This is a genomic window from Stenotrophomonas sp. CASM106, from assembly GCF_049384825.1.
Lineage (GTDB): Bacteria > Pseudomonadota > Gammaproteobacteria > Xanthomonadales > Xanthomonadaceae > Stenotrophomonas > Stenotrophomonas muris.
Window position 1 is genome coordinate 1 of record NZ_JBMRFS010000020.1, and the last position, 23,658, is coordinate 23,658.

The 23,658-nt window shown below is 62.7% G+C and carries 20 protein-coding genes; 9 read left to right on the forward strand and 11 right to left on the reverse strand.

The genetic code is table 11. The features are described from left to right. Positions 1 to 279 precede the first annotated feature (279 nt). From coaE to VG556_RS22205, 3 genes are read right to left on the reverse strand one after another with little or no spacing between them, the layout of a single operon-like run. Complete coding sequence (coaE, locus tag VG556_RS22195) at positions 280 to 891, reverse strand: dephospho-CoA kinase (protein ID WP_049405655.1); 612 nt, start codon at positions 889 to 891, stop codon at positions 280 to 282. 11 nt (positions 892 to 902) lie between these two features. Further along, on the reverse strand, positions 903 to 1,766 hold the full coding sequence (locus VG556_RS22200) for a prepilin peptidase (protein WP_005418626.1): 864 nt from the start codon (positions 1,764 to 1,766) through the stop codon (positions 903 to 905). Between the two features lie 7 nt (positions 1,767 to 1,773). Further along, on the reverse strand, positions 1,774 to 3,030 hold the full coding sequence (locus VG556_RS22205; RefSeq protein ID WP_032957218.1) for a type II secretion system F family protein: 1,257 nt from the start codon (positions 3,028 to 3,030) through the stop codon (positions 1,774 to 1,776). Positions 3,031 to 3,385: 355 nt separating this feature from the next. Here VG556_RS22205 and VG556_RS22210 point away from each other — a divergent pair, with 355 nt between their 5' ends. The 3 genes from VG556_RS22210 (at position 3,386) to VG556_RS22220 (ending at position 6,247) form a co-directional block, all read left to right on the forward strand. Continuing rightward, positions 3,386 to 3,823: a pilin gene (locus VG556_RS22210; protein WP_032957219.1), complete on the forward strand. Its 438-nt coding sequence runs from the start codon at positions 3,386 to 3,388 to the stop codon at positions 3,821 to 3,823. Positions 3,824 to 3,937: 114 nt separating this feature from the next. Next, entirely contained in the window at positions 3,938 to 5,827 is a 1,890-nt protein-coding gene (locus tag VG556_RS22215) for a hypothetical protein (protein WP_141098907.1), read from the forward strand. Between the two features lie 3 nt (positions 5,828 to 5,830). Beyond that, positions 5,831 to 6,247, forward strand: coding sequence for a pilin (locus VG556_RS22220; protein WP_032957223.1), 417 nt, complete (start codon positions 5,831 to 5,833; stop codon positions 6,245 to 6,247). Positions 6,248 to 6,280: 33 nt separating this feature from the next. Here VG556_RS22220 and VG556_RS22225 read toward each other — a convergent pair whose 3' ends face one another. After that, complete coding sequence (locus VG556_RS22225) at positions 6,281 to 7,372, reverse strand: glycosyltransferase family 4 protein (protein WP_234413081.1); 1,092 nt, start codon at positions 7,370 to 7,372, stop codon at positions 6,281 to 6,283. 97 nt (positions 7,373 to 7,469) lie between these two features. On the opposite strand from VG556_RS22225, the gene VG556_RS22230 reads away from it, so the two are divergent. Together VG556_RS22230 and VG556_RS22235 are read left to right on the forward strand one after the other, a co-directional pair. After that, the gene (locus VG556_RS22230) at positions 7,470 to 8,357 is read left to right on the forward strand and encodes an FkbM family methyltransferase (protein WP_157806066.1); all 888 of its coding nucleotides are present in this window, start codon (positions 7,470 to 7,472) and stop codon (positions 8,355 to 8,357) included. Then, on the forward strand, positions 8,354 to 9,469 hold the full coding sequence (locus tag VG556_RS22235; RefSeq protein ID WP_049405662.1) for a glycosyltransferase: 1,116 nt from the start codon (positions 8,354 to 8,356) through the stop codon (positions 9,467 to 9,469). Before VG556_RS22230 ends, VG556_RS22235 begins: the two co-directional genes overlap by 4 nt. Here VG556_RS22235 and VG556_RS22240 read toward each other — a convergent pair. The 3 genes from VG556_RS22240 to VG556_RS22250 are packed head-to-tail and all read right to left on the reverse strand — an operon-like array spanning position 9,432 to position 12,770. After that, a complete protein-coding gene (locus VG556_RS22240) occupies positions 9,432 to 10,628 on the reverse strand; it encodes a lipopolysaccharide biosynthesis protein (protein ID WP_237760636.1) in 1,197 nt (398 codons plus the stop codon). The genes VG556_RS22235 and VG556_RS22240 overlap by 38 nt on opposite strands. A gap of 43 nt (positions 10,629 to 10,671) precedes the next feature. Beyond that, a complete protein-coding gene (locus tag VG556_RS22245; RefSeq protein ID WP_234413078.1) occupies positions 10,672 to 11,886 on the reverse strand; it encodes a glycosyltransferase in 1,215 nt (404 codons plus the stop codon). Positions 11,887 to 11,897: 11 nt separating this feature from the next. Continuing rightward, entirely contained in the window at positions 11,898 to 12,770 is an 873-nt protein-coding gene (locus VG556_RS22250) for a glycosyltransferase family 2 protein (protein WP_049405668.1), read from the reverse strand. Between the two features lie 363 nt (positions 12,771 to 13,133). Here VG556_RS22250 and pilB point away from each other — a divergent pair, with 363 nt between their 5' ends. Further along, complete coding sequence (gene pilB, locus VG556_RS22255) at positions 13,134 to 14,864, forward strand: type IV-A pilus assembly ATPase PilB (protein ID WP_049405669.1); 1,731 nt, start codon at positions 13,134 to 13,136, stop codon at positions 14,862 to 14,864. A 50-nt stretch (positions 14,865 to 14,914) separates the two neighbouring features. Here the strand turns inward: pilB and VG556_RS22260 are convergent, their stop codons facing one another. From VG556_RS22260 to VG556_RS22275, 4 genes are all read right to left on the reverse strand, one after another. After that, complete coding sequence (locus tag VG556_RS22260; RefSeq protein WP_111144169.1) at positions 14,915 to 15,670, reverse strand: zeta toxin family protein; 756 nt, start codon at positions 15,668 to 15,670, stop codon at positions 14,915 to 14,917. Continuing rightward, complete coding sequence (locus tag VG556_RS22265; RefSeq protein ID WP_141098642.1) at positions 15,642 to 15,971, reverse strand: hypothetical protein; 330 nt, start codon at positions 15,969 to 15,971, stop codon at positions 15,642 to 15,644. The genes VG556_RS22260 and VG556_RS22265 overlap by 29 nt, the downstream gene beginning before the upstream one ends. A gap of 171 nt (positions 15,972 to 16,142) precedes the next feature. Then, positions 16,143 to 17,516 carry a sigma-54-dependent transcriptional regulator gene (locus tag VG556_RS22270; RefSeq protein ID WP_014648199.1) on the reverse strand — a complete coding sequence of 458 codons (1,374 nt, stop codon included), beginning with the start codon at positions 17,514 to 17,516 and terminating at the stop codon, positions 16,143 to 16,145. A gap of 60 nt (positions 17,517 to 17,576) precedes the next feature. Then, complete coding sequence (locus VG556_RS22275) at positions 17,577 to 19,190, reverse strand: sensor histidine kinase (RefSeq protein WP_014648198.1); 1,614 nt, start codon at positions 19,188 to 19,190, stop codon at positions 17,577 to 17,579. 405 nt (positions 19,191 to 19,595) lie between these two features. Between VG556_RS22275 and sucC the strand changes: the two genes are divergently transcribed. The 3 genes from sucC (at position 19,596) to VG556_RS22290 (ending at position 23,477) form a co-directional block, all read left to right on the forward strand. Beyond that, on the forward strand, positions 19,596 to 20,765 hold the full coding sequence (gene sucC, locus VG556_RS22280) for an ADP-forming succinate--CoA ligase subunit beta (RefSeq protein WP_004154430.1): 1,170 nt from the start codon (positions 19,596 to 19,598) through the stop codon (positions 20,763 to 20,765). Positions 20,766 to 20,785: 20 nt separating this feature from the next. Next, a complete protein-coding gene (sucD, locus tag VG556_RS22285) occupies positions 20,786 to 21,661 on the forward strand; it encodes a succinate--CoA ligase subunit alpha (RefSeq protein ID WP_005410793.1) in 876 nt (291 codons plus the stop codon). Positions 21,662 to 21,842: 181 nt separating this feature from the next. Continuing rightward, a complete protein-coding gene (locus VG556_RS22290) occupies positions 21,843 to 23,477 on the forward strand; it encodes an NAD+ synthase (protein ID WP_014648197.1) in 1,635 nt (544 codons plus the stop codon). The last annotated feature ends 181 nt before the right edge of the window (positions 23,478 to 23,658 follow it).

Here is a 23,658-nt window from a genome sequence, read left to right on the forward strand (position 1 = left end):
ATCCGGCGTGGGGACCCAAGCTACTTCTCGGTCGCAAGACCTGGATCCACACGGTCGCCCACGCCGGGCTCTCGGCCCCCAAGGTGCCAGATCGGCAAGAGATAAGATCCACGCCATGCGTGGATGCAGAACGCTTTGTAGAGCCGAGCCCATGCTCGGCTTGATGATCGCAGCCGAGCACGGGCTCGGCTCTACAGCAGTTCCACGCTGGCGCGGGGTAGATCACCGCCATGCATGGATTCGCTTCGGTAGTGCCGGCCGTTGGCCGGCAGCCAGGCCTCAGCCCCCAGCCAACCCCAGATACCGCGCATGCAGCGCTTCCACCTGCGCCTGCAGGTCTTCCGGGTGGCCATCGTTGACCACTACATCATCGGCCAGTGCCAACCGCTGCGCGCGGCTGGCCTGGGCGGCGATCATCTTGTCGGCCAGCGCGGCGTCGATGCCGTCGCGCTGCATCAGCCGGGCGTGCTGCACGGCTTCGGGCGCATCCACCAGCAATACCCGGTCCAACCACGGGTAGGCCTGCCGCCCACCGACCTCGGTCAGCAGCGGAATGGCGGCAATCGCATAGGGGCTGGCGGCCTGCGCGCATTGCTGTTGCATCAGCAGGCGGATGGCCGGGTGGGTGATCGCTTCCAGCGCCGCCCGTTCGGTCGGGTCGGCGAACACGTGGGCCCGCAGGCGTGCCCGGTCCAAGCTACCGTCCGCCTGCAGCATGCCGGCGCCGAAGCGCTCGGCGATACGGTCCAGGGCCGGGCTGCCGGCGGCAACCACCGCGCGGGCGGCCAGGTCGGCGTCGGCCACCACGATGCCCAGCGCCTCGAAGCGCCGGGTCGCCTCGCTCTTGCCGGCGGCAATGCCGCCGGTCAGGCCAACCACATAGCGGCTCATGGGGATTCCCCTCAGCGCAGTCCGCTCAACACCAGGTACTGCTCCACCACGGGCGCGCCCCACATGAAGTACAGCCAGCCCGCGATGGCCAGGTAGGGGCCGAACGGGATCGGCGTGGCGCGGTCACGGCCCCGGGTGTACAGCCAGATCGAGCCGATGATGGCGCCCAGCACCGACGACAGCAGGATGATGGGCAGGATGCCCTTCAACCCGCACCAGGCGCCGAGCGCGGCCAGCAGCTTGAAATCGCCGTGGCCCATGCCTTCCTTGCCGGTCAGCTGCTTGAACAGCCACCAGACCATCCATAGCGACAGATAGCCCACCGCCGCGCCGACCAAGGCAGGCTTGGCCGGCATGTACAGGTTGTCGATGTTGCCTATCAGGCCCAGCCACATCAGTGGCAGGGTCAACTGGTCAGGCAGCAGCTGGGTGCGCAGGTCGATGCCGGACAAGGCGATCAGGAAGCAGGTCAGCACGATGGCGCCGAAGCCCTGCCAGCCGAAGCCGAACTGCCAGACGCAGGCCAGCACCAGCACCGAGGTCAGGGCCTCGACCAGCGGGTACTGCAGCGAGATCGGCGCCTTGCAGTGGCGGCACTTGCCGCCCTGGATGATCCAGCTGAACAGCGGGATGTTCTCGTACCAGCTCAGCTTGTGCTTGCAGTGCGGGCAGTGCGAGGGCTCGACCACGATCCCCGGTGGTGGGGGCTCGTAGAAGTCCGGTTCTTCCAGGACCTCGCGCGCATCGCGCTTCCACTGCCACTCCAGCCGCTTGGGCAGGCGCAGGATGACGACGTTGAGGAAACTGCCCAGCAGCAGCCCCAGGGCGGCCGCGGCGGGGTAGCCGAGGCCGGGATGCTGGTCGAGAAATGCCATGTATGCGTCAGACCACCGATGCCAATTTGAAGATGGGGAGGTACATGCCAATGACCAGGCCGCCGACGATGATACCAATGAACACCATGATCATCGGCTCGAGCAGGCTGCTCAAGGCATCAACGGCATTGTTGACCTCCTGCTCATAGTACTCGGCCACCTTGAACAGCATGGCGTCCAGGGCGCCCGCCTCTTCACCGATACCCGTCATCTGGATGACCATGTGTGGGAACAGGGCGGTCTGCTTCATGGCCATGTTGACCGGGTAACCGACCGAGACGTCATCGCGCATGCGCAATACGGCATGCTCGTAAACCGTATTGCCGGTAGCGCCTGCAACAATGCCCAAGGCTTCTACCAGCGGTACGCCAGCCTTGAAAGTCACAGCGGTCGTGCGGGCAAAGCGGGCAATCGAGCTGTTATGCATGATCTGGCCAATGACTGGCACTTTCAGGATCAAGCGATCCATCCCGTGCTGCATCTTCGGCGAGCGTTTGTAGGCCATGGTGAAACCTACGATGCTGCCGATGACGATGATCGCGATCAGCCACCACCAAGAGACCATGAACCGGGATGCGGCTACGATCATCTGAGTAAATGCTGGCAGATCAGCGCCAAATCCCCTGAAGACGTCCTCAAATTGCGGAACCACCCAGATCAGCAGGATCGAGCTGACCAAGAGCGCTACCGCAATGACCATTGCAGGGTAAAACAGAGCCTTTTTTATCTTGCCCTTCAGGGCTTCGATGTTCTCTTTGTAGTTGGCCACGGTATCAAGCACCGTCTCCAATACACCGGCGCCTTCACCTGCACGCACCAGGTTGCGATAGAGCTCGTCGAACTGCACCGGATACTTGCTGATTGCCTCATGAAGGGACGATCCGCCCTCGATATCGGTGCGGATGCCGTCCACCATCTTCTTCATGCGCGGGTTCTTGTGCCCGCTGGCGATGATGTCCAGCGCTGAGACGATCGGCACACCGGACTTCATCATCGTCGCCATCTGGCGGCTGAAGAATGCAATGTCCTTCGGCGAAATCTTGCTGCCGGCTGCGCCGAACAGTGGCTTGGGCTTTGGCTTGACCGTGCCCGGGGTGATGCCTTGGCGGCGCAGCTCGGCCCGCAGCAGATTCGCGTTTTTCGCGGCCTGCTCCCCTTTCATCTTCACACCCCGCTTGTCCGTCCCCTCCCAGACAAACGGCTGCAGGTCCGTGGTGCTGCGCGCCACGGGCTCCTTCTTGATCGCACTGCGACTGACAGACATATCGGCTCCCCAAGACCCGCCATCCCCAGGCGGGCGTCTAGCCGTCGATGGTAGCGGGTTCATGCCCGTCTGGGCAGTTGTTGGGGGCACCATCATGCGAATTCGTGCCGGGTGCCGACCAAAGGTGACGCACTGCGTCACATTGCCGCGTCCATCGCAGATTCGCATCCGGGGGGTTCCCATCCGTGAAATAGCTGCCATCATGGGCGCGGGGAAATCCAGGGGGAGGCGTGCCGGGGTTGGCACGCAACCTGCGTTGATCCACCCGCAGGGGGCAGGACCCGCTCAGCTGACCACTGGTCAGACCGATCCTGACTTCTGAAATCAACCACCACTTATCTTGGGGATGTACCAAATGAAGAACCAGAAGGGCTTCACCCTTATCGAACTGATGATCGTTGTTGCGATCATCGCCATCCTGGCTGCCATCGCGCTGCCGGCTTACCAGGACTATGTGGCACGCTCGCAGGTTTCCGAAGCGATGACCCTGAGCTCGGGTGCCAAGACCGCTGTTACCGAGTACTACGCCGACAAGGGCGCCTTCCCGACCACCAATGCAATGGCCGGCCTTGCTGGCGCGTCGTCGATCAACGGCAAGTACGTGGCCAGCGTGACCGTTGGTGCCAACGGCGTGATTACCGCCAAGATGAAGGGCTCGGGCTCGGTGAGCTCCAAGGTCGCCGGTCGCGACTTTGCGCTGGTCCCGGCAGACGCTGGCGGCTCGATCACCTGGGACTGCAAGGGCTCCGCCACGACCATCGACGCCAAGTACCGTCCGTCGTCCTGCCGCTAATCGCGCAGACGGCATAGCGGTATGGGGAAAGGGCCGCTTTGCGGCCCTTTCTTTTTGGGGCAAGGGGAGTTCTATTCGATGCGAAGTGTGCCTGCTCAGCGACTGCTGCCTCTGGTGGGTCTTGTCCTGCTGGCGCTGCTGGGTGTGGGCGTCTACTGGAATGGCTTGAATGGGGGGTTCATCTTTGATGACTTTCCCAATCTGGTGGACGATCCGGATTGGCGCTTGACCTCGATGGACTTTACTTCCATCGCGCAGGTCATGGGCAATGGGGTCACGGGCGACGTGGGCCGTCCATTGGCAATTCTCAGTTTCGGCCTGAATTACTACTTTACTGGCTTGGCGCCTTGGCCGATGAAGGCGACCGGCTTGGCTCTACACCTCCTGAATTCAGTGCTGGTGTTCGCCCTGGCGTCCATGCTGATCAGGCGAGTGCTCAGCATTTCGTGGTCACAGGTGCGCTTGACGGCCTTCATGGTCGCCACCGCGTGGATGGTTCATCCATTGCAGGTGTCTACCGTCCTTTATGTCGTGCAGCGCATGGAAATAGGAGGGGCGACGGGAGTCCTGATCGCGCTTCTCTGCTATCTCAAGGCGCGCGGCAGCGCTCCCTGGTCCCGGGCGTCGTTGCTCTGGTGGTGCTGTGCGGTGTTCGGAGCCGGGATTGGCCTGGGCTTCAAAGAGACCGCGATACTCATTCCAGCTTACACACTCTTGATCGAGGTGTTTCTCCTCAAGTTCCGGAATCCGGATGGAACACGCGCGCGCGCAATTTCCCTCCTATATGCCTTTGGAGCGATAGGGGCGATCTTTCTATATTTCGCAGTGATTCTGCCTGGCGCCCTGGCGCCGGAACGCTACTCGGCACGTGATTTCAGCTTGGCAGGCCGGTTGTACTCGCAACCGGCGATTCTGCTGAACTACCTTCAGCAGATCATGCTTCCCTGGCCCGAGTCGTTGAAGTTCTATTACGACAATGCACAGGTCCCGCCATCCTGGCGTTCAACTACTTTCATAGTCCCGATGCTGGCGCTGGTCGCGCTGTCGACAGCGGCTTGGGGGCTGCGCAAGCGCTGGCCCCTGACGGCACTTGGCATCGGATGGTTCTTTGCCAGCCATTTGCTGACCAGTAACGTTGTGCCGCTGGAGTTGGCATTTGAACATCGGAACTACCTGGCAATCGTGGGTATCGCTCTTGCCCTGGTGCAACCACTGGCCGCGGTGATGCAGAGGTGGACCGTTGAGGCACGCCGTACGGTAGGGGGAGTCCTGCTGCTTTTTGTTGCGGCCATGGGGTGGATCCAGGTGCAGACGTGGGCAGATCCAATGCGCCTTGCTCTCACGTTGTCCAACCGTAATCCTGATTCTTCGCGGGCCGGTTATGAACTTGGACGAGCACTGCTGGCATCGGCCCCCGCCGATCCTGCCTCCCCGGCCTGGGCGCTGGCTGAGAAGGAGTTCACGCATGCGGCCTCATTGCCCGGTAGTTCGCCACTTCCCGAGCAGGCACTGATCATTCTCAAGTCGCATCAAGGGCGGGCGCAGCCCCGGGAGATATGGGGTTCACTTGAGCGGAAGATATCCAGGCGGTCATTGGGACCACAGGAAGTCGGGGCGCTTGAAGCGATCGTCGCATGCCGGGTTGAGGGGGGGTGCAGGCCAGTTGAAGAGCAGGCACTGTTTGCTCTGTTGTCGACCGCAACTGCAGAGAATCCTCGATCGTCGAGGGTCCGGGTAGTGTTCTCCAACTACGCCTTCAACGTGATGAAAGATCCGTCTCTAGCGATGAGGCTCATTCGTGAGGCCGTGCAGATCTCGCCGGAGGACCTGGGATGCCGGCTTTGGTTGCTGAGGATGGGATTGGCATCGAACTTGCTTCAGGTCAGTGAGGCTAGGCAAGGATTGGGGATCCTGCGAGCCGTCAATCATCGCCATGCATATGACCGGGACATTGAGGGCCTGGAGCATTGGCTGGTGGCGAGCCAACAAACAACAGGGGAGTAGTACATGAATCAGCGTGGATTTTCCTTGATCGAACTCATGATCGTGGTCGCTATCATCGCCATCCTGGCGGCAATTGCGCTGCCGGCCTACCAGGACTATGTTGCTCGAGGACAGGTGGCTGAGGGGCTCTCGTTGTCGACCGGGGCCAAGGAGGCAATAGCCACCTACTACTCCGACCATGGGCAGTTTCCTGCCGACAATCGCGCCGCCGGCATGGCTGCTCCAGGGTCGGTCTCCGGAAGATTCGTCCGATCGGTGACCGTTGACGGTACCGGATCGATCTCGGTGGCCTTTGCTTCTTCGGCCAGCGCGAAGGTCGCCGGACAGACACTAGTTCTTACCGCGAGCGATACCAACGGGGCGGTGAACTGGTCTTGTGGAGGGTTGGACGCCCGGTATGTGCCCACATCCTGTCGCTAGACGACAGTCCGGTCCCGGGGCTTGAACGAGAGTTCAGGGGTGATTTGAGCGTGTCGCCTCTAGAAGAAGCGCTTCCATCTGAATGGCTCGCTCTTCCCAGTCGAAGGCCCTCAGGGCGGTATTGGAAAGCGGCATCTGAAGCTGAAGATCGATGGATTCTACGAGATCATTGATGTCGCCGGGGGCGTATACGCGTATTGCGCCCCCGCCGATCCGTCGTGTGTCACCAACGTCTGAGGCGACGATCGGCACACCACAGGCAATCGATTCCGCTAGCTTCAATGGGTAGCAGAAACGCCCAAACCCTGAATTGCGATTGCAGACTACTGATACATCGAGTGAATTGATTAGTAACGGGACCTGCTTCCAGCCGATGACGCCGAAATCGATGATCCTGGGATGTGGGTAGCGGTGAAGGGTGGCATCCCTGGGGCCGGCAATGACGAGGTGGATGTCGGGGTGGCGCTCTGAAAGTGCCTGGAATGCTCGGAATAGATCTTCAATCCCCCTGCTTTGATCGAGGGCGCCGGCACAGCCAATTAGGCGAGCCTTCACGGGAAGACCAAGCATCTCCCTGCTGACACGTTTGTCGATCGGATGAAACAGATCCCGGCGGACTCCGTTGCCAATGACATGTACTGGAACAGGTGTTGAAAGGGTGGATTTCACGTGATCAGCCAGGGCATGTGTTACTGCGCTGATTGCCTTTGAGCCCGCACATGCGCGACGGAACGCGGCGCGCATGCCTGGGATCCGGCTGAGTCCGAAAGATTCGTAATTGTCGTAGAGATCTGCAACGTGAGGAGTATGGATGTGCTTCGCCAAGCTTGCACCGAGCACGGTGCATGGTGCATCAGAGCTTGTCAGGAGGACATCGATAGGGCACTGCTGGTGAAGTCGCCTGATTGCACGTTCTAACTGGATGGTCTCGAGTGAAAGAGCGTTGATGGAACGCCATTGAACCCCTGCCGCAGACAGGAAATTCCCGGAATCTCGATGCCGATAGCTCAGTGCGATTCCGCTGATGGCATGCCCACGGCGCGCAAGTGCTTCCGGGATTTCCCAGAGTCGGCCATAGCGGTCGTCGATGAGGTCGCGTCCGGTGTACTGCCGCTTGCTGAGCATGAGGACATGCATGGACTGACCTGTATGGAAAATCAGATGGGTAGTGCATCATCATGGGCCAGTTGAAGGTGGGAAGTCACCTGCGGGGGGGGGGGGCATGGGATTTGCAACAGCGCTGAGGCGGGTGGGTAATCAGCTGCGCATCGGGGAGCGGCCGGGCTGGGTGCAGAGCATGCTGCGCCGCCTGTTCCGTCGGGCCCGCGGGCGGCAGACCGTACGCGATTTCGATGGCCGGTTCATCATGACCCTCGATCTTGCCGAGCATATGCAGCGTCGCATGTTCTGGATGGGCTACTACAACCTTCGCCTCGTCTCTCTCCTCGACCGTCTCCTCGAGCGGGGAATGACCGTGATCGATGTGGGTGCCAACATCGGGGAGATTAGCCTGGTCTGCGCGAATCGAGTGGGCAGTGCCGGTCATGTCGTCGCATTGGAGCCGATAGCCGGGATTGCTGACGAATTGCGATTGAATGTGCGGCGCAATGGGCTGCAGGGGATAGTGCAGGTCCATCAGCAGGGCTTGGCGGGAGAGGTTGGCCGGCAGGCGATCTATGCGTCCTACGGACAGCATGATGTGGATGAAGTTAATCTGGGACTGGGGAGCCTGCATGGAACCGAGGGCGTCGACCAGCGCATTGGAATGGTCGACATCACGACGCTGGACGAACTCGTACGGCGTATTGGCCTGTCACGGCTGGACCTATTGAAGGTCGACATTGAAGGCGGTGAGTTGCCCTGTCTGCAGGGGGGGATCGAAACGCTACGACGCTTCCTGCCGATAATTGCGGTGGAAGTGCAGGAGCGCTCCAGCCTGGCCGCTGGATACCATAGTCGGGAGATTCTGGAGCTGCTATCGCCATTGGGCTATCGCTTCTATCGCTTGGAGGCGAGGCGGCGGTTGGTTCGGATCGGTGTTCAGGATCTGTGTGACTATCAGGATGTGATCTGCATTGCAGGGCCGGTCCGGGCCTTGGAGGTTGCATGATCTGGCTGCTGGCCAGCCGCTGGGAAGCCGGCGGATTGGAGCGCGTGCAATTGAACCTCGCGCGTGGCTTCAAGAAGAGAAAATGCTCGGTGAGTATCATCGCCGGGCGTGATCTGAATGGGCCGGGTGACAATGGTGAAGTGACGTTCATCGCTCCGCGCGGTGCCTGGCAGATGCTCCTTGGATTGCCCTTGCGCATCCGACGTGAGCGGCCACGCGTCGTGGTCACTACCTCCAACGACATTGCGGTATGGGTCACCTTCTGGCGCCGCATTCTCTATCCTTCTACGGCAGTCGTTGTGGCTCAGCATCTTTCGCTGTCAGGGCCCAGGCGGGCGGCTCGTGGGTTTGTCAGGCTCAAACTGGAATTGATTCGTTGGGCGATGCGGGGCATGCTGACGCGGTCCCAGGGTCTGGTCGCTGTTTCTGTGGCGTTGGCGGCAGAAATGGCGTCTGAGCTGAAGCTCCCTCGCTCCGGAATACGAGTGATTCACAACCCGTTGGTCAGTACGGAGGGTGTGCAGGCAAGGCACATTTCTCAGGCGTGGCCCTTCCCGCATGACGATGTTCCGGTTTTTATCTATGCGGGGCGCCTTTCACCGGAGAAGCGCCTCGATCTTCTTTGGGAGGCATTTGTGCTGGTGCGAGCCACACATCCGGCACGTTTGCTCATACTGGGACAGGGGCCGGAAGGTGCGCGTGTGGCCCAGTGGATTGAGAGGAGCACATTCCAGAGCGACTGCGCTCTGCTGGGGCGGGTGGAGGATGCGCTGCCCTGGATGGCCCGAAGCACGGCGCTGGTGCTGCCGTCAGACTACGAAGGGTTTGGCAATGTCCTGGTCGAGGCCATGAGCTGCGGCGTTCAGGTGATTGCTACCGACTGCCCACACGGTCCGTCGGAAGTCCTGGGCGGCGGTCGGTTTGGTCAACTGGTGCCTGTGGGAGATGCGCATGCATTGGCCCAGGCCATGAGGAATGTGCTGAATGGAAGGCGGCAGGTGGCTGCTGAAGATCTTCGCGAACGTAGCAAGGCATTCTCCATCGATGCAGCCTGTGAGGCGTATCTGGAGCTCTTCAGCTTGGCAATTGAGCGGCTTCAGGGCCGGGACTGAAAATCACAGTCAACCATGCGGCCATTGCCATCAGTGCTTCGGCGACGATGATCATCCAAACCGCTCCCAACAGTCCGTGTGCAGGAATCCAGGCTGCGGCGATCAAGGTCATTATCACCAGCCCGAGAGTCTCGATGACGAATCGATGCATTTTCTTGCCACGTCCAATCAGCACATTACAGGCGATTTGGCGCAGGCTGTAGCCGATGATGAACAGGCCCATCCATTGCAGGCCGGGAATGGCAGCAGAGAACTCAATACCGAGCACGGAGGGCAAGATGCTGGCGGTACACCACAGCACGAGGCCCCCCAGCGTTCCATACGCCGTCGCGACCAAGATCATTGAAACGATCAGGTGTAGATGCTGGGGGGACACTGGTTGCGCACGGAACAACCGCGGCATCGCTGACATGACCATTGCATCGAGTGGCATCGCAATTACCGCCGCGATGCGATAGCACGCAGCATACAAGCCGGCTAGCTCGCTTCCACCTGCATGCAGGACGAACGATTTATCCAGGGTAGTCACGGCAACGGCAGAACTCCATGCAGCGGCGTGTCCGGTGCCATGCTTCAAATCGCTGCGTCCGATCTGCAGGTGTGCTGGGCCGGGGCGCAGTATTCGCCGGACCAGCATGAGGGCCAGCACCGCGCTGCATGCCGAAGAGGCCAGGTGCAGCAATAGATAGGTCGTCAGGTTGTGGTCGACCGGTAGCAGCCCGAAGATGCAGATGGCTGCAAGCCTCATGCCTGCGTTCAATGCGGGAAGGGCAGCGGCCCAGCCCAAACGATCATTGGCTGAAAATGCGAATGCAGCATTGGTGACGATGGGGAATGCGATGATCTCCGAAAGCGCGACAAGGCCGAGTGCGGGCCACGACATCAAGCCAGCGGTCAGTAGAGAAAAGGCCAAGGAAAGTGGCGCTGCGCTCAGGGCGCAGAGCACAAGGCTCTGCTTCCAATAACGGGGAAACTTCCCGTGGTCCGCAGTGCTGTATTGGTACATCAGCATGCCGCTGCCCAGCCCGACTAGGCCGGCAAGAGCCGAGGCCGTGCCAACCGTGCCGGAGAACAGGCCGTAGTCGGTTGCCCCCAAGACGCGAGCGCCGAGGATGATCCATGCAGCCAAGCACGCCATCCGCATGCCCTGCCAGAACATCACCAGGATCGAGGTCCTAGCAAGGTTGCCAAGGCGCGGTAGCCTAGCGGACATTCTGGGGCTCCATGATGGCGCGTAGTCGCTTCGCATAGTCTGCGGCGACTTGCGAATGGTCGAAGCGAGCTACCAGCTCAGGTCGTTGTGCGTGTGCCCACGCTTGCGCCTGTTCCGGTGCACTCAGCAGTTCGATGATTACGCTTGCAAGCGAAGTTGAGGATCGTTGCGTGGCCAGATAGCGAGGCGGGCCCGCTGGAAATGCATCACGTACTGCCGGCACGTCCGTGGTAACGACCGGGCAGCCGCAACCGAGAGCTTCCACAGTAACCAATCCAAGCCCTTCCTGATCTCCGTTGCGGGCCTCGACGAAGGGAGCGACGAGCGTAGTCGCACGTTGGTAGTAGGCGGGAAGCGCGTTCTGTGTCACCGGGCCGACGAAACGGACGTGCTTTTGCAGACCTAATGCTGCCACCTGAGCTTCCCGTTCTGGTAGTTCCGGCCCGTGTCCGATGACGGTGAGGAAGACCTGGGAATGACGAGCCAGAACGAGTGGCAAAGCATCAATCAGGTACGTCAATCCCTTCTTCTCGACCAGTCGTCCGACGAACAGCAGTTCGTTACGTGCCCGCTTCACTGGGGAGGGGACAAAGCGGTGTTGAAGGTCCACGCCCATTGGCGAAACTGCCAAGGGAAGGTTCGCCGCTAATGCGCGAAAGGGCGCCACCATCGCCTGACTGACGACGCTGGCCGCTTGTGCGCGAGCTAGGGAGAATCGTTTCACGGCCGAGAGGAGCCGCCCCTTCAGAGAGAAGAGATCTCCGCCATGAGATGTAATCAGCATCGGGGGGCGGAGGCGTCTTGGCAGCAGCGCGCTTGTGAGTCCCTGCGGAATGATCCAGTGTGCATGCAGCACTTCGTGACGATTTCGCCGCAGCTCGCGTTGCAATGCCCACCACTGACACAGCAGGAACGTGGGCAACAGTGCAAGCATCCAAGGTCGGCGGCGCAAGTTGGAGGTGATGCCACCACCATTGACAAGTTGCTCCATGCCTTCCGGCGCGTAGCGATAGCGAATGACCTGTACACCGTCCAGTTTCTCTTGGGTGGCGGCGCCAGGAGCGTGAGGACATAGCACAGTGACCCGGAAATCACCGGTCAGATGCCGGCTGAGGGCGTGCACGAACCCAGGCTCGGTGTCTCCTTCCCACCGCGGATAGGTGGACGCCACGACCAGCAGCCCCGGAAGAGAGGCGGTCTGCATGCCTCCCTCAGTCACTCGGTTGAGTCCTTCCGCGATGCAAGGTAGGTAAGGCCGGTGATCTGCTCCGATACCAAGCCGATAAGGAAGATGATCACCGATGCGCTGAACAGCAGTGTGCTCATGTTGGTGAAGCGATGCATGGTCGCGAATGTATACCCGTAGTAGCCCAAGCCCAGAAGGAAGAAGGCCAGCGCCACGGGTGCGAACAGCTTCAGGGGAGAGTACAAGGTGGCAATCTTGAAGATGATCAGCAGGAAGCGGATTCCATCCTTGATCGGACGAATGTGGCTACCGTTTCCCACACGCTTCGCGACAGGAATGGGGACATAGGCAACAGGGTAGGCGCTTCGGAAGAATGCCATGGTGCTGGTCGTTGGGTAGCTAAATCCGTTAGGCAGCAAATGCAGGAACTCGCGGAAGCGTCGCGCGCGTACCGCACGGAAGCCCGAAGTCAGGTCCATTACTTTGAAGCCGGTCATATGGCTGGCCAGCCAGTTGTAGAATCGATTGGCAAGGCCGCGGTGAACGTTGGCTTGGCCGCTGCTGTCGCGAGCGCCGACGACCATGTCGTAGCCTTCGGACAGCTTATCCAGCAATGCCCGGATGTGGGCCGGGTCATGCTGCCCATCGGCATCCATGAACACCAGAATGTCTCCACAGGCTGCGCGTGCGCCACGTTTGATCGAGGCACCGTTACCCATCGAATAGGGGCTGGAAAGCACCCGAACACCTTGTTCCCGCGCAATTGTTGCGGTGGCGTCGGTGGAGCCGTCATCGACTACGATGATCTCTGCAAGTGGGTACTGCAAACGAAGTTCCGGCAGCGTGCGAAGAAGGCCTTCGGCTTCATTCTTGGCCGGCAGGATGATGCTGAGCTGATTCAAAGTGTGTCCCCATTTTCCCCGGTGCAATGGTACTCCGCTGCGGTGCCTGAATGGGGCGGGGAAGGAGCGGAAGGAAAGGCACGGGTCAGACCTCCTCCAACCTGAAGTAGTCTGAGGAGCGGCTGTAGACGAAAGCGATGTGGAAACATGTGACCAGAAGGGATGTTGGCGGGCCGTTGACGGGGCTATCATCCCCGGGGGAGTCAGGATCGTGCCTGCCGGGCTGGGAGTGCCGGGCGAGGCAGTCATGCTGAAGGATTGGCGTCGTCGTCGGCCATCGGGTCGCGGCAGGTTCTGCTGCCCTGTGCGGTGCCTCTGGAAGGCGCGCCGCACTGCCTGACCCATGATGAGCCAAGGATCCATATGAACGCCGTAACCACCGCCAATCTCGTCGGCATCACCGGCCTGGCCCGTCGCCTGGTCCAGGATGGTGCGCTGGACGAGGCTTCCGCCCGCGACGCCATGGCCAAGGCCGCTGCGGCCCGGCAGCCGCTGCCGACCTGGTTCGCGCAGAACAAGGTGGTCGGAGCGGCCCAGTTGGCGGCGGCCAACGCGGTCGAGTTCGGCATGCCGCTGTTCGACGTGTCCACGTTCGACGCCAGCCAGAACGCGATGAGCCTGGTCAGCGAGGAGCTGCTGCGCAAGCACAACGTGCTGCCGCTGTTCAAGCGCGGCGGCAAGCTGTTCGTGGGCACCAGCAACCCGACCCATTCGCTGGACGAGATCAAGTTCCACACCAACCTGGTGGTGGAGCCGATCCTGGTGGATGAAGACCAGATCCGCCGCACGCTCGAGCAGTGGCATGCCAGCCATGACACGCTGGGCGACGCGCTGAGCGGTGACGACGATGGCATTGGCAACCTGGATGTGTCCGGCGGTGACGAAGACATTTCCGGAGCCGGCGACTCCGGCATCGATGCCAAGGGTGATGACACCCCGGTGGTGAAGTTCGTCAACAAGGTGCTGGTGGACGCGATCCGCAAGGGCGCCTCGGACATCCACTTCGAGCCCTATGAAGACGACTATCGCGTGCGCCTGCGCATCGATGGCCTGCTGAAGATGGTGGCGCGCGCGCCGGTGAAGCTGAACCAGCGCATCGCCGCGCGCCTGAAGGTGATGGCGCAGCTGGACATCGCCGAGAAGCGCGTGCCGCAGGACGGACGCATCAAGCTCAACCTGTCCAAGACCAAGCAGATCGACTTCCGCGTGAGCACGCTGCCGACCCTGTTCGGCGAGAAGGTGGTGCTGCGTATCCTGGACGGCAGCGCGGCCAAGCTGGGCATCGACAAGCTGGGTTACGAGCCGGACCAGCAGAAGCTGTTCCTGGACGCCATCCACAAGCCCTACGGCATGGTGCTGGTGACCGGCCCGACCGGTTCGGGCAAGACGGTGTCGCTGTATACCGCGCTGGGCATCCTCAACGACGAGACGCGCAACATCTCCACCGCCGAAGACCCGGTGGAAATCCGCCTGCCCGGCGTCAACCAGGTGCAGCAGAACAACAAGCGCGGCATGACCTTCGCCGCGGCACTGCGCTCGTTCCTGCGACAGGATCCGGACATCATCATGGTCGGCGAAATCCGCGACCTGGAGACGGCCGAGATCGCGATCAAGGCGGCGCAGACCGGCCACATGGTGCTGTCCACGCTGCACACCAACGATGCACCGCAGACCATCGCGCGCCTGATGAACATGGGCATCGCGCCGTACAACATCACCAGCTCGGTGACGCTGGTGATCGCCCAGCGCCTGGCGCGCCGGTTGTGCAACAACTGCAAGCGCCCGGCCAACCTGCCCGAACATGCGTTGCTGGCCGAGGGCTTTACCCAGGCGCAGCTGGATGCGGGTATCGAGCTGTACGAGGCGGTCGGCTGTGACGAGTGCACCGAGGGGTACAAGGGCCGCACCGGTATCTACCAGGTGATGCCGATGACCGACGAGATCGCCACGATCGTGCTGGCCGGTGGCAATGCGTTGCAGATTGCCGAGGCCGCGCAGCAGATCGGGGTGAACGATCTGCGCCAGTCGGCGTTGAAGAAGGCGGCTGCTGGCGTCACGAGCTTGGCCGAGATCAACCGCGTTACGAAAGATTGAGGCGGAGAGTGATCATTGTAGAGCTCCGCTGGGTGGGGCTCTTTCCATAGTCACGCGGCGATCGGACTGACAATGTTCATCCATTCAAGGATGGGCTTGGCCACTGCATGATCGTCCGTACGGCAGTCGAAAATTTCGATATTGCCGAGTTGTATCCGACATACCGTAAACGCTTCTTCTTCGTTCAGGCTGTTGTCGGTCAGAATGCAGGCATCAGCCACGCCCGCTGCAGCCGCAATGGCCCTTTGCGTTCGAGGAAAGCGCGAGGTCAGCTTTCCCGGCTGGACGTTGTGTCCGCCGCTGGCAACACGTGTTAGAACCCGTGCGATGGAAAGTTGATCATTGGCCAACCCAACAAAAACCGGAATGACGAAGTAGCCCGCCTCCTGCAGTTGTTGGATTTGATCAATCTTTGATTCAAACGTACCGTCGCCACGAGGCTGCCAGTGCGAGAACACCGTCTCAAACGCAAAGGGAACGTTTGCCGTCATCGCGTGGCCGACGAAAGCCTGGACTCCTTGCTGTGCGACCTTCATCCATGCGTCATTTTCGTCTCGTAGCTGCACCGCCCATTGTGGGAGCGCCTGCTTGTTCGCATCTGGCAGGATGGACAGCATCATGCGATCAGCATTGATCAGAGGAATCTGCAACGAATCGGCCAAGTGTTCATACCACAATGTCGATTTACCAGACCCATTGTGGCCGGCAAGAATGACCGCAAGCGGGCGATTAGTTTCTGCCCTTGCCTGTTCTATACGGCCGAATGCAGTCGCCAGGTCAGGCGGCGTTTTCCTTGAACTTGCCATTGATAAACCGTCCTTGGGCTATCTTTCCATCGAGGCGGCGGATGATCACGCCAGGATGCTGTGGGTCTGCACTGTAGTAAGGAACGCCTCGCGCTTCCTTGAGTGTGACGCCAGGGCGGCCTAGTGCCTGGCCAAGTGCTTGTAGCGCGCGCTGGCTTTCCGCACGGCCTTGCCGCCCAGCCTTGGCGTCTAGCGCTGGACTATTGATGAGTACTGAGCCGAACTGAATCTGGCGCCAGTTGTCCGTGGCCTTCTTGGTACCTGGCTTCTGACGGGCGACGGCAACGCGGTCGGCGACCACAAGCGTTTGCCTGTATGGCTGCGGGGGCGATTTCCGGGACATGGAGCGGACGCTATCAGATCATTCGGGCGACAACAAGGTAGCCTGATCAATGGATGTTGCGTCCATTTACTTATTCAGTTTGTTGGACCATCTGATGCCCTTTCCTTCGGAAGGGATCCGACCCTGTCCTTACTCCATCCCCAGCTTCTTCAGCTTGTAGCGCAGCGCGCGGAAGGTGATGCCCAGCTGCGCGGCGGTGCGGGTCTTGTTCCAGCGGTTCTCTTCCAGCGCGCGCTGGATGGCGCTGCGTTCGAGCTGTTCGATGTACGAGGGCAGGGCGGCGCTGCCGGGCTGCAGGTCCACCACGGCTTCGGCGTGTGCTGCGCTGCCGGGCGTGCGCGGGGCATGCTGCGGCAGGCGCAGGTCGTCGGCGCCGATGCGGTCTTCTTCGGCCAGGGCCAGCGCACGTTCCAGGATGTTCTCCAGTTCGCGCACGTTGCCGGGGAAGGCGTACTGGGCCAGGGCGTCCAGTGCCGACGGCGCCAGCAACGGCGTCGGGCGGCCATGGCTGCGGGCCAGCCGCGCCAGCACCGATGCGGCCAGTTCCGGCAGGTCCTGGCGACGCTCACGCAGCGGCGGCACCCTCAGTTCGATCACGTTGATGCGGTAGTAGAGGTCGTGGCGGAAGCGCCCGTCCTCGACCAGCTCGGCCAAGTCCTTGTGGGTGGCCGAGAGGATGCGCACGTCCACCGGCTCCTCGGTAGCCGCGCCCACCGCGCGCACTGATTTTTCCTGGATCGCGCGCAGCAGCTTCACCTGCATCTGCAGCGGCAGCTCGGCCACTTCGTCGAGGAACAGGGTGCCGCCATGCGCGGCCTGGAACAGCCCGGGCTTGTCGGCGTGGGCGCCGCTGAAGCTGCCCTTGCGGTGGCCGAAGAATTCGCTTTCCATCAGCTCGCCGGGAATGGCGCCGCAGTTGACCGGCACGAACGGGCCGGCCGCGCGGGCGCCCTGGGCGTGGATGGTGCGTGCGACCAGCTCCTTGCCCACGCCGGATTCGCCGAGGATGTAGACCGGCGCCTGGCTGCGCGCGACCTTGCCGATGGTGGTGCGCAGCACGTCCATGGCCGGCGAATCGCCGAGCAGGCGTGCGCCCTGTTCGGCGGCGGGGCCGGGCGCAGGGCGCTCGGTGTTGTTCAGTTCCAGCGCGTGCTTGACCAGGCCGCGCAGCACGGCGATATCCACCGGCTTGCTGACGAAGTCGAAGGCGCCGGCCTTCAGCGCTTCCACGGCCAGGTCCATGCTGCCGAAGGCGGTGATCATCGCCACTGGCGTGCGCGGGTAGTGCTGCGCGATCTCGCTGACCAGCTCGATGCCATTGCCGTCCGGCAGGCGCATGTCGGTGATGCACAGGTCGTACGGATTGCTGGCCAGCAGTTCGCGCGCTTCGGCAAGGTTGGCTGCCGTACTGATGCGCAGCCCCATGCGGCCGAGCGTCAGTACCAGCAGTTCGCGGATGTCGCGTTCGTCGTCGACGACGAGGGCGCTGCGGGTTTCGTTCATGGGCGTGAAAGATAAACGAGGGGGCTGGAAGCGACAAATGTTTGACGCACAGAATCGAGATCAGGTGGGCAACAGCGTATGCGGGCCGGGCAGCACCAGGCGGAAGCAGGAGCCTCCAGCGGGAACCGGGATGTAGTCCAGCCGCGCCTGGTTGGCCCGGCACAGCTCGCGGGCGATATACAGGCCCAGCCCGGTGCCATGCTCGGACGTGGTGAAGAACGGTCGGAACAACTGTGCGGCCACACTCTCGGGAATACCGGGGCCGCGATCCATCACATCGATGACCGCACTGCGCTCGTGCTGCGCCACGCGCAGGCGCACCCGCGCCGGCTGCTGGCCGATGCGCCCGTACTTGAGCGCGTTGTGCACCAGCACGGTCAGCACCTGGTAGAGGTGCTTGGTGTCGACCTGGGCCAGCACCGAGGTGTCGTTGATGATCGGCTCGATGCTGTCGGTCTCCAGCGTCTGGCCCTGCTTGTACTCCAGCACGAAGCGGCGCACGAAGGCGGCCAGGTCGACGTTCTCCGGCGTGGCGCGCTCGCGCCGGGCCAGGCCCAGCACGCTTTCGACGATGCCGTTGGTGCGCTGGCACTGCTGGCGGATGATCTGCAGCAGGCGGCGATCGCTTTCGTTGAAGCCGGTGCCTTCTTCCAGCAGCTGCACCGCGTAGTTGATCGCGGCCAATGGGTTGCGGATCTCGTGGGCGAGGCTGGCCGAGAAGCGGCCCATCGCCGACAGGGTGAGCGATTCGGCGCGGCGCGAGACCACGCTGGAGTCGTCCAGGAACACCAGGGCCAGGTCGCTGCCGGCCAGCAGGCGGGCAAAGCGCGGCTGCACTTCGGGCTGGTCGGGGTTGAGCTGCAGCGGTAGTTCGTCCTGCGCCCAGCCATTGCGCCAGCGCTGCAGGCGACGGGCGAGTTCCGGGGCGGCGCTGGCCAGGTCCAGGCGGCCGCTTTCGCCGCTGCCATCACTGTCACCGAGCAGCATCGAGGCGGCCTCGTTGGCCAGGGTGACGCGGTTGTCGGCGTCGACCACCAGCACGCCGGTACGCATGCGGCGGATGATCAGCTCGTTGATCTGGAACAGGTTGGCCACTTCATCGCCGCGCTGGTTGGCCAGCTGCTGGTTGCGGCGCGCGCGGCTGCCGACCTGGTAACTGATGAAGGCCAGTGCCAGGTAGCTGGTGGCGAACATGGCCAGTTCGGCCAGGGTACGGGTGGGGTCGCCGCCTTCCAGCAGCTTCCAGGTGTACTCCACGCCGGTGGCGAGGCTGGCGGCCAGGGCCAGGCCCAGCCCCAGGCTGAGCGGCAGCAGGGTGGCGGCGGCGGCGATGTTGAACAGCAGCGACATCGAGATGCCGGCGCTGGCACCGGGCAGGGCATGCGACAACAGGGTGGCGGCGACGATATCCACCAGCACGCCGCTGACCACGATCGGGCGCAGCCAGCGTTCGTTGCGGCCGATCACCAGAGCCAGCAGGGACAGCACCAGATAGATGGCGGCGACGGTGTCGGCCAGCCGCGGGTGGTGCGCTTCGCCGACCATGGCCGACAGCGGGCTGTAGAGCAGGGCGGCGATGACCGAGGCGATCAGCACCCGGTACAGCGCGAAGAAGTACAGCTCACGCCGCGGAATCGATTCGATGCGGTCGATCAATGAAGCACTGGGTGACACGCCGGAACTCCCCTTCTGGCTGCCTGGGTCTGGACGCTGCGGCGGGCCTGCCTGGCGTCCCCTGAGGCCGGGCGGGCACGTCGCTTCGATGTAGCCTGCGGTGGAAGCAGCAGGGCAAGCCCGACTCTACACACCTTGGTCGGCCAGTATAGGGCCCCAGGCAGGGCGCCGCCGGAGCCGCCCGGATCGCGCATTTGGCCCGGGATGGATACCGGTGGCCAGTGGGCCGCCGGGCGCAACTGCCTGAATGACGGCGGAAATCTGGCCGGGTCTGGCGTTTTGTACAGACTTCTTTGCGCCCCGGCGCCGGCTCGGCCACAATAGTGGGCCCGCCGCGGTCCATGCCGGCGCCCCGCCGGGGCCCTGAGGAATTGCGTGCGGTCGTTCCTATTCCCACGGTGACGCATGAATTTCCACGAATACCAGTCAAAACAACTGCTTGCCGAGTACGGCATCCCGGTCCCGGCCGGCAAGGTCGCTGCGACCCCGGACGAAGCGGTTGCCGCTGCCAACTCCCTGGGCCAGGGCCCCTGGATGGTCAAGGCGCAGATCCACGCTGGCGGCCGCGGCAAGGCTGGCGGCGTCAAGTTCTGCAAGACCACCGACGACGTGAAGGCCGCTGCGGCCAAGATGCTCGGCACCAAGATGGCCACCTACCAGACCGCAGGCGTTGAACTGCCGGTCAACCTGGTGCTGGTGACCACCGCCGGCGAGATCGTCAAGGAACTGTACCTGTCGGTGCTGGTCGACCGTGGCACCAAGACCATCACCTACATCGCCTCTTCGGAAGGCGGCGTGGAAATCGAGCAGGTCGCTGCTGAAACCCCGGAGCTGATCCACTCGCTGAACGTCGACTTCGTCGAAGGCGTGCAGGGTTACCACGGCCGTGATTTCGGCTTCAAGCTGGGCCTGACCGCCAAGCAGGCCGGCCAGTTCGCCAGCATCATGGTGAACCTGTACCGCCTGTTCAACGAAAAGGACCTGGCCCTGGTTGAAATCAACCCGCTGGCCATCCTGGACGACGGCAACCTGTACGCGCTGGACGGCAAGTTCGACAGCGACGACAACGCCGCGTTCCGCCAGAAGGCCCTGGTCGCCATGCGCGACAAGACCCAGGAAGATCCGACCGAAGTGATCGCTTCGGAGCTGGACATCAACTACGTCACCATGGACGGCAACATCGGCTGCATGGTGAACGGCGCCGGCCTGGCCATGGCCACCATGGACGTCATCAAGCTCAACGGCGGCGAGCCGGCGAACTTCCTGGACGTGGGCGGCGGTGCCAACAAGCAGCGCGTCATCGAAGCGTTCAAGCTGATCCTGTCCTCGGACAAGGTTGAAGGCATCTTCGTCAACATCTTCGGCGGCATCGTCCGCTGCGACATGATTGCCGAAGGCATCATCGCCGCCGTGAAGGAAGTGGGCGTCAAGGTTCCGGTCGTGGTGCGCCTGGAAGGCACCAACGTGGAAGAAGGCAAGCAGCTGCTGCGCGACAGCGGCATGGCCATCATCCCGGCTGACAACATCAACGATGGCGCCAAGAAGATCGTTGAAGCTGTCAAGAACGCTGCCTGATTCGACACCAAGGAATTCCCATGTCTGTTTTGATTAACAAGAACACCAAGGTGATCGTGCAGGGCTTCACCGGCCAGCAGGGCACCTTCCACGCCACTCAGATGATCGAGTACGGCACCCAGGTTGTTGGCGGCGTGACCCCGGGCAAGGGTGGCACCACCCACATCGATCTGCCGGTCTTCAACACCGTTGCCGATGCAGTGCAGAGCACCGGCGCCAACGCTTCGGTCATCTACGTGCCGCCGCCGTACGCGGCCGACGCCATCCTGGAAGCCGCAGCTGCCGGCATCAAGGTCATCGTCTGCATCACCGAAGGCATCCCGGTGCTGGACATGCTGCGCGTCAAGAACGTGCTGACCCGTTCGCATCCGGACACCGTGCTGATCGGGCCGAACTGCCCGGGCGTCATCACCCCGGGTGAGTGCAAGATCGGCATCATGCCGGGCCACATCCACCAGCCGGGCAAGATCGGTATCGTGTCGCGTTCGGGCACCCTGACCTATGAAGCGGTCAAGCAGACCACCGAAGTCGGCCTGGGCCAGTCCACCTGCATCGGCATCGGTGGTGACCCGATCAACGGCCTGAACTTCGTCGACTGCCTGAAGCTGTTCAACGAAGACCCGCAGACCGAAGGCATCATCATGGTTGGCGAGATCGGCGGTGACGCTGAAGAAGCCGGCGCCGAGTACATCAAGAACCACGTGAAGAAGCCGGTCGTCGGTTTCATCGCCGGTGCGTCGGCTCCGGCCGGCAAGCGCATGGGCCACGCGGGCGCGATCGCCTCGGGCGGCAAGGGCACCGCGGAAGGCAAGTTCGCCGCCATGGAAGCTGCCGGTGTTGTCACCGTCCGCTCGCCGGGCGACCTGGGCGCTGCCATCGCCAAGCTGGTGAAATAAGATCGACTGCCTCCGGCAGACGATGCTGTAGAGCCGGCCGCTGGCCGGCTGCTTGAACACAGAAAGGCCGCCTCCGGGCGGCCTTTCTGCGTCTGGCGTGGGGCCAGATCCCTTTTGCTGCGCAAAACGGATCTGACCCCGGCGTTACAATGGCGGCATTGCAACCACAGGCTGGAATCCCATGGCTTCGATCCGTATCGCGATGGCGCAGTTCGACTTCCCGGTCGGCGATGTCGCCGGCAACACCGAGCGCATCATCGAGATGATCGGCCAGGCGCGCGACGAGTACGGTGCCGAGCTGGTGATGTTCCCCGAGCTGGCGGTGAGCGGCTACCCGCCGGAAGACCTGCTGCTGCGCCCGGGCTTCCTGTACGAGTGCGAGCAGGCGATGGCCCGCATCGCTGCCGCCTGCCGCGGCATCACCGCCGTGGTCGGCTGGCCGCAGGCGGCTGGCGCGGTGGTCTACAACGCCGCCAGCGTGCTGCGTGATGGCCTGGTCGAGCAGACCTACCGCAAGCGTGAGCTGCCCAACTACGCCGTGTTCGACGAGCGCCGCTACTTCGATGTCGATCCGGATGGCGGCAGCTGTGTGTTCGAGGTCAATGGCATTCCGGTCGGCCTGCTGATCTGCGAGGACCTGTGGTTTGCCGAGCCGCTGGCCGACACCATGCGCGCCGGTGCGCAGCTGGTGGTGGTGCCGAATGCTTCGCCGTATGAGCGTGGCAAGCACGCCCAGCGCGACGCCGTGCTGGCTGCACGTACCCGCGAGAGCGGGGCGGCCATCGCTTACCTCAACGTGGTTGGCGGCCAGGACGCGCTGGTGTTCGACGGCGCCTCGGTGGTGGCCGACGGTGATGGCACGGTGCACCCGGCTGCTGCTGCCTTCGTCGACCAGTGGCTGGTGGTGGAGTACGACGGCGCCAGCCGCCGCTTCATGCCGCACGTGTGGATGGACGACGGCGACGAGAGCATGGACGCGCTGGCCTGGCGCGCGGTGACCCGTGGCATCCAGGACTACTGCCGCAAGAATGGCTTCAAGAAAGTGTGGCTGGGCCTGTCCGGCGGCATCGACTCGGCGATCGTGCTGGCCATGGCGGTGGACGCGATGGGCGCGGAGAACGTAACCGCCGTGCGCCTGCCGTCGCGCTACACCGCGGGCCTGTCCAACGACCTGGCGGCCGAGCAGTGCCAGGCGCTGGGCGTGAAGCTGGAGGCGGTGTCGATCGAGCCGGCGTTCAAGGGCCTGATGGAAGCGTTGGCGCCGATGTTCGAGGGCACCGCGCCGGACGTGACCGAAGAGAACCTGCAGTCGCGCAGCCGCGGGGTGATCCTGATGGCGCTGGCCAACAAGTTCGGCGGCTTGCTGCTGACCACCGGCAACAAGAGCGAGTACGCGGTCGGCTACGCCACCATCTACGGCGACATGTGCGGTGGCTATGCGCCGCTGAAGGACCTGTACAAGACCGAAGTGTTCGGCCTGTCCAAGTGGCGCAATACCGTGGGCGGCGCACCGGTGATCCCGCCGGCGGTGATCAGCCGCCCGCCGTCGGCCGAGCTGCGCGAGAACCAGCTGGACCAGGATTCGTTGCCGGCCTATGACGTGCTGGACGGCATCCTGTACCGCTACATCGACCAGGAGCAGTCGCGCACGGAGATCGTGGCCGCCGGTTACGACGCGGCCGTGGTTGACCGCGTGCTGCGCCTGGTGCGCATCAGCGAGTGGAAGCGGCACCAGGCCGCGCCGGGGCCGAAGGTCTCGCGCCGGGCGTTCGGCCGCGAGCGTCGTTACCCGATCAGCAACGGCTACAAGGGCTGAGGCAGCGGTTGGCAGGTGATGCCGGCCGCTGGCCGGCAACGCCCTATAGCGCGTATCCACGCATGGCGTGGATCTTATCTCTTGCCGATCTGGCACCTTGGGGGCCGAGAGCCCGGCGTGGGCGACCGTGTGGATCCAGGTCTTGCGACCGAGAAGTAGCTTGGGTCCCCACGCCGGATTC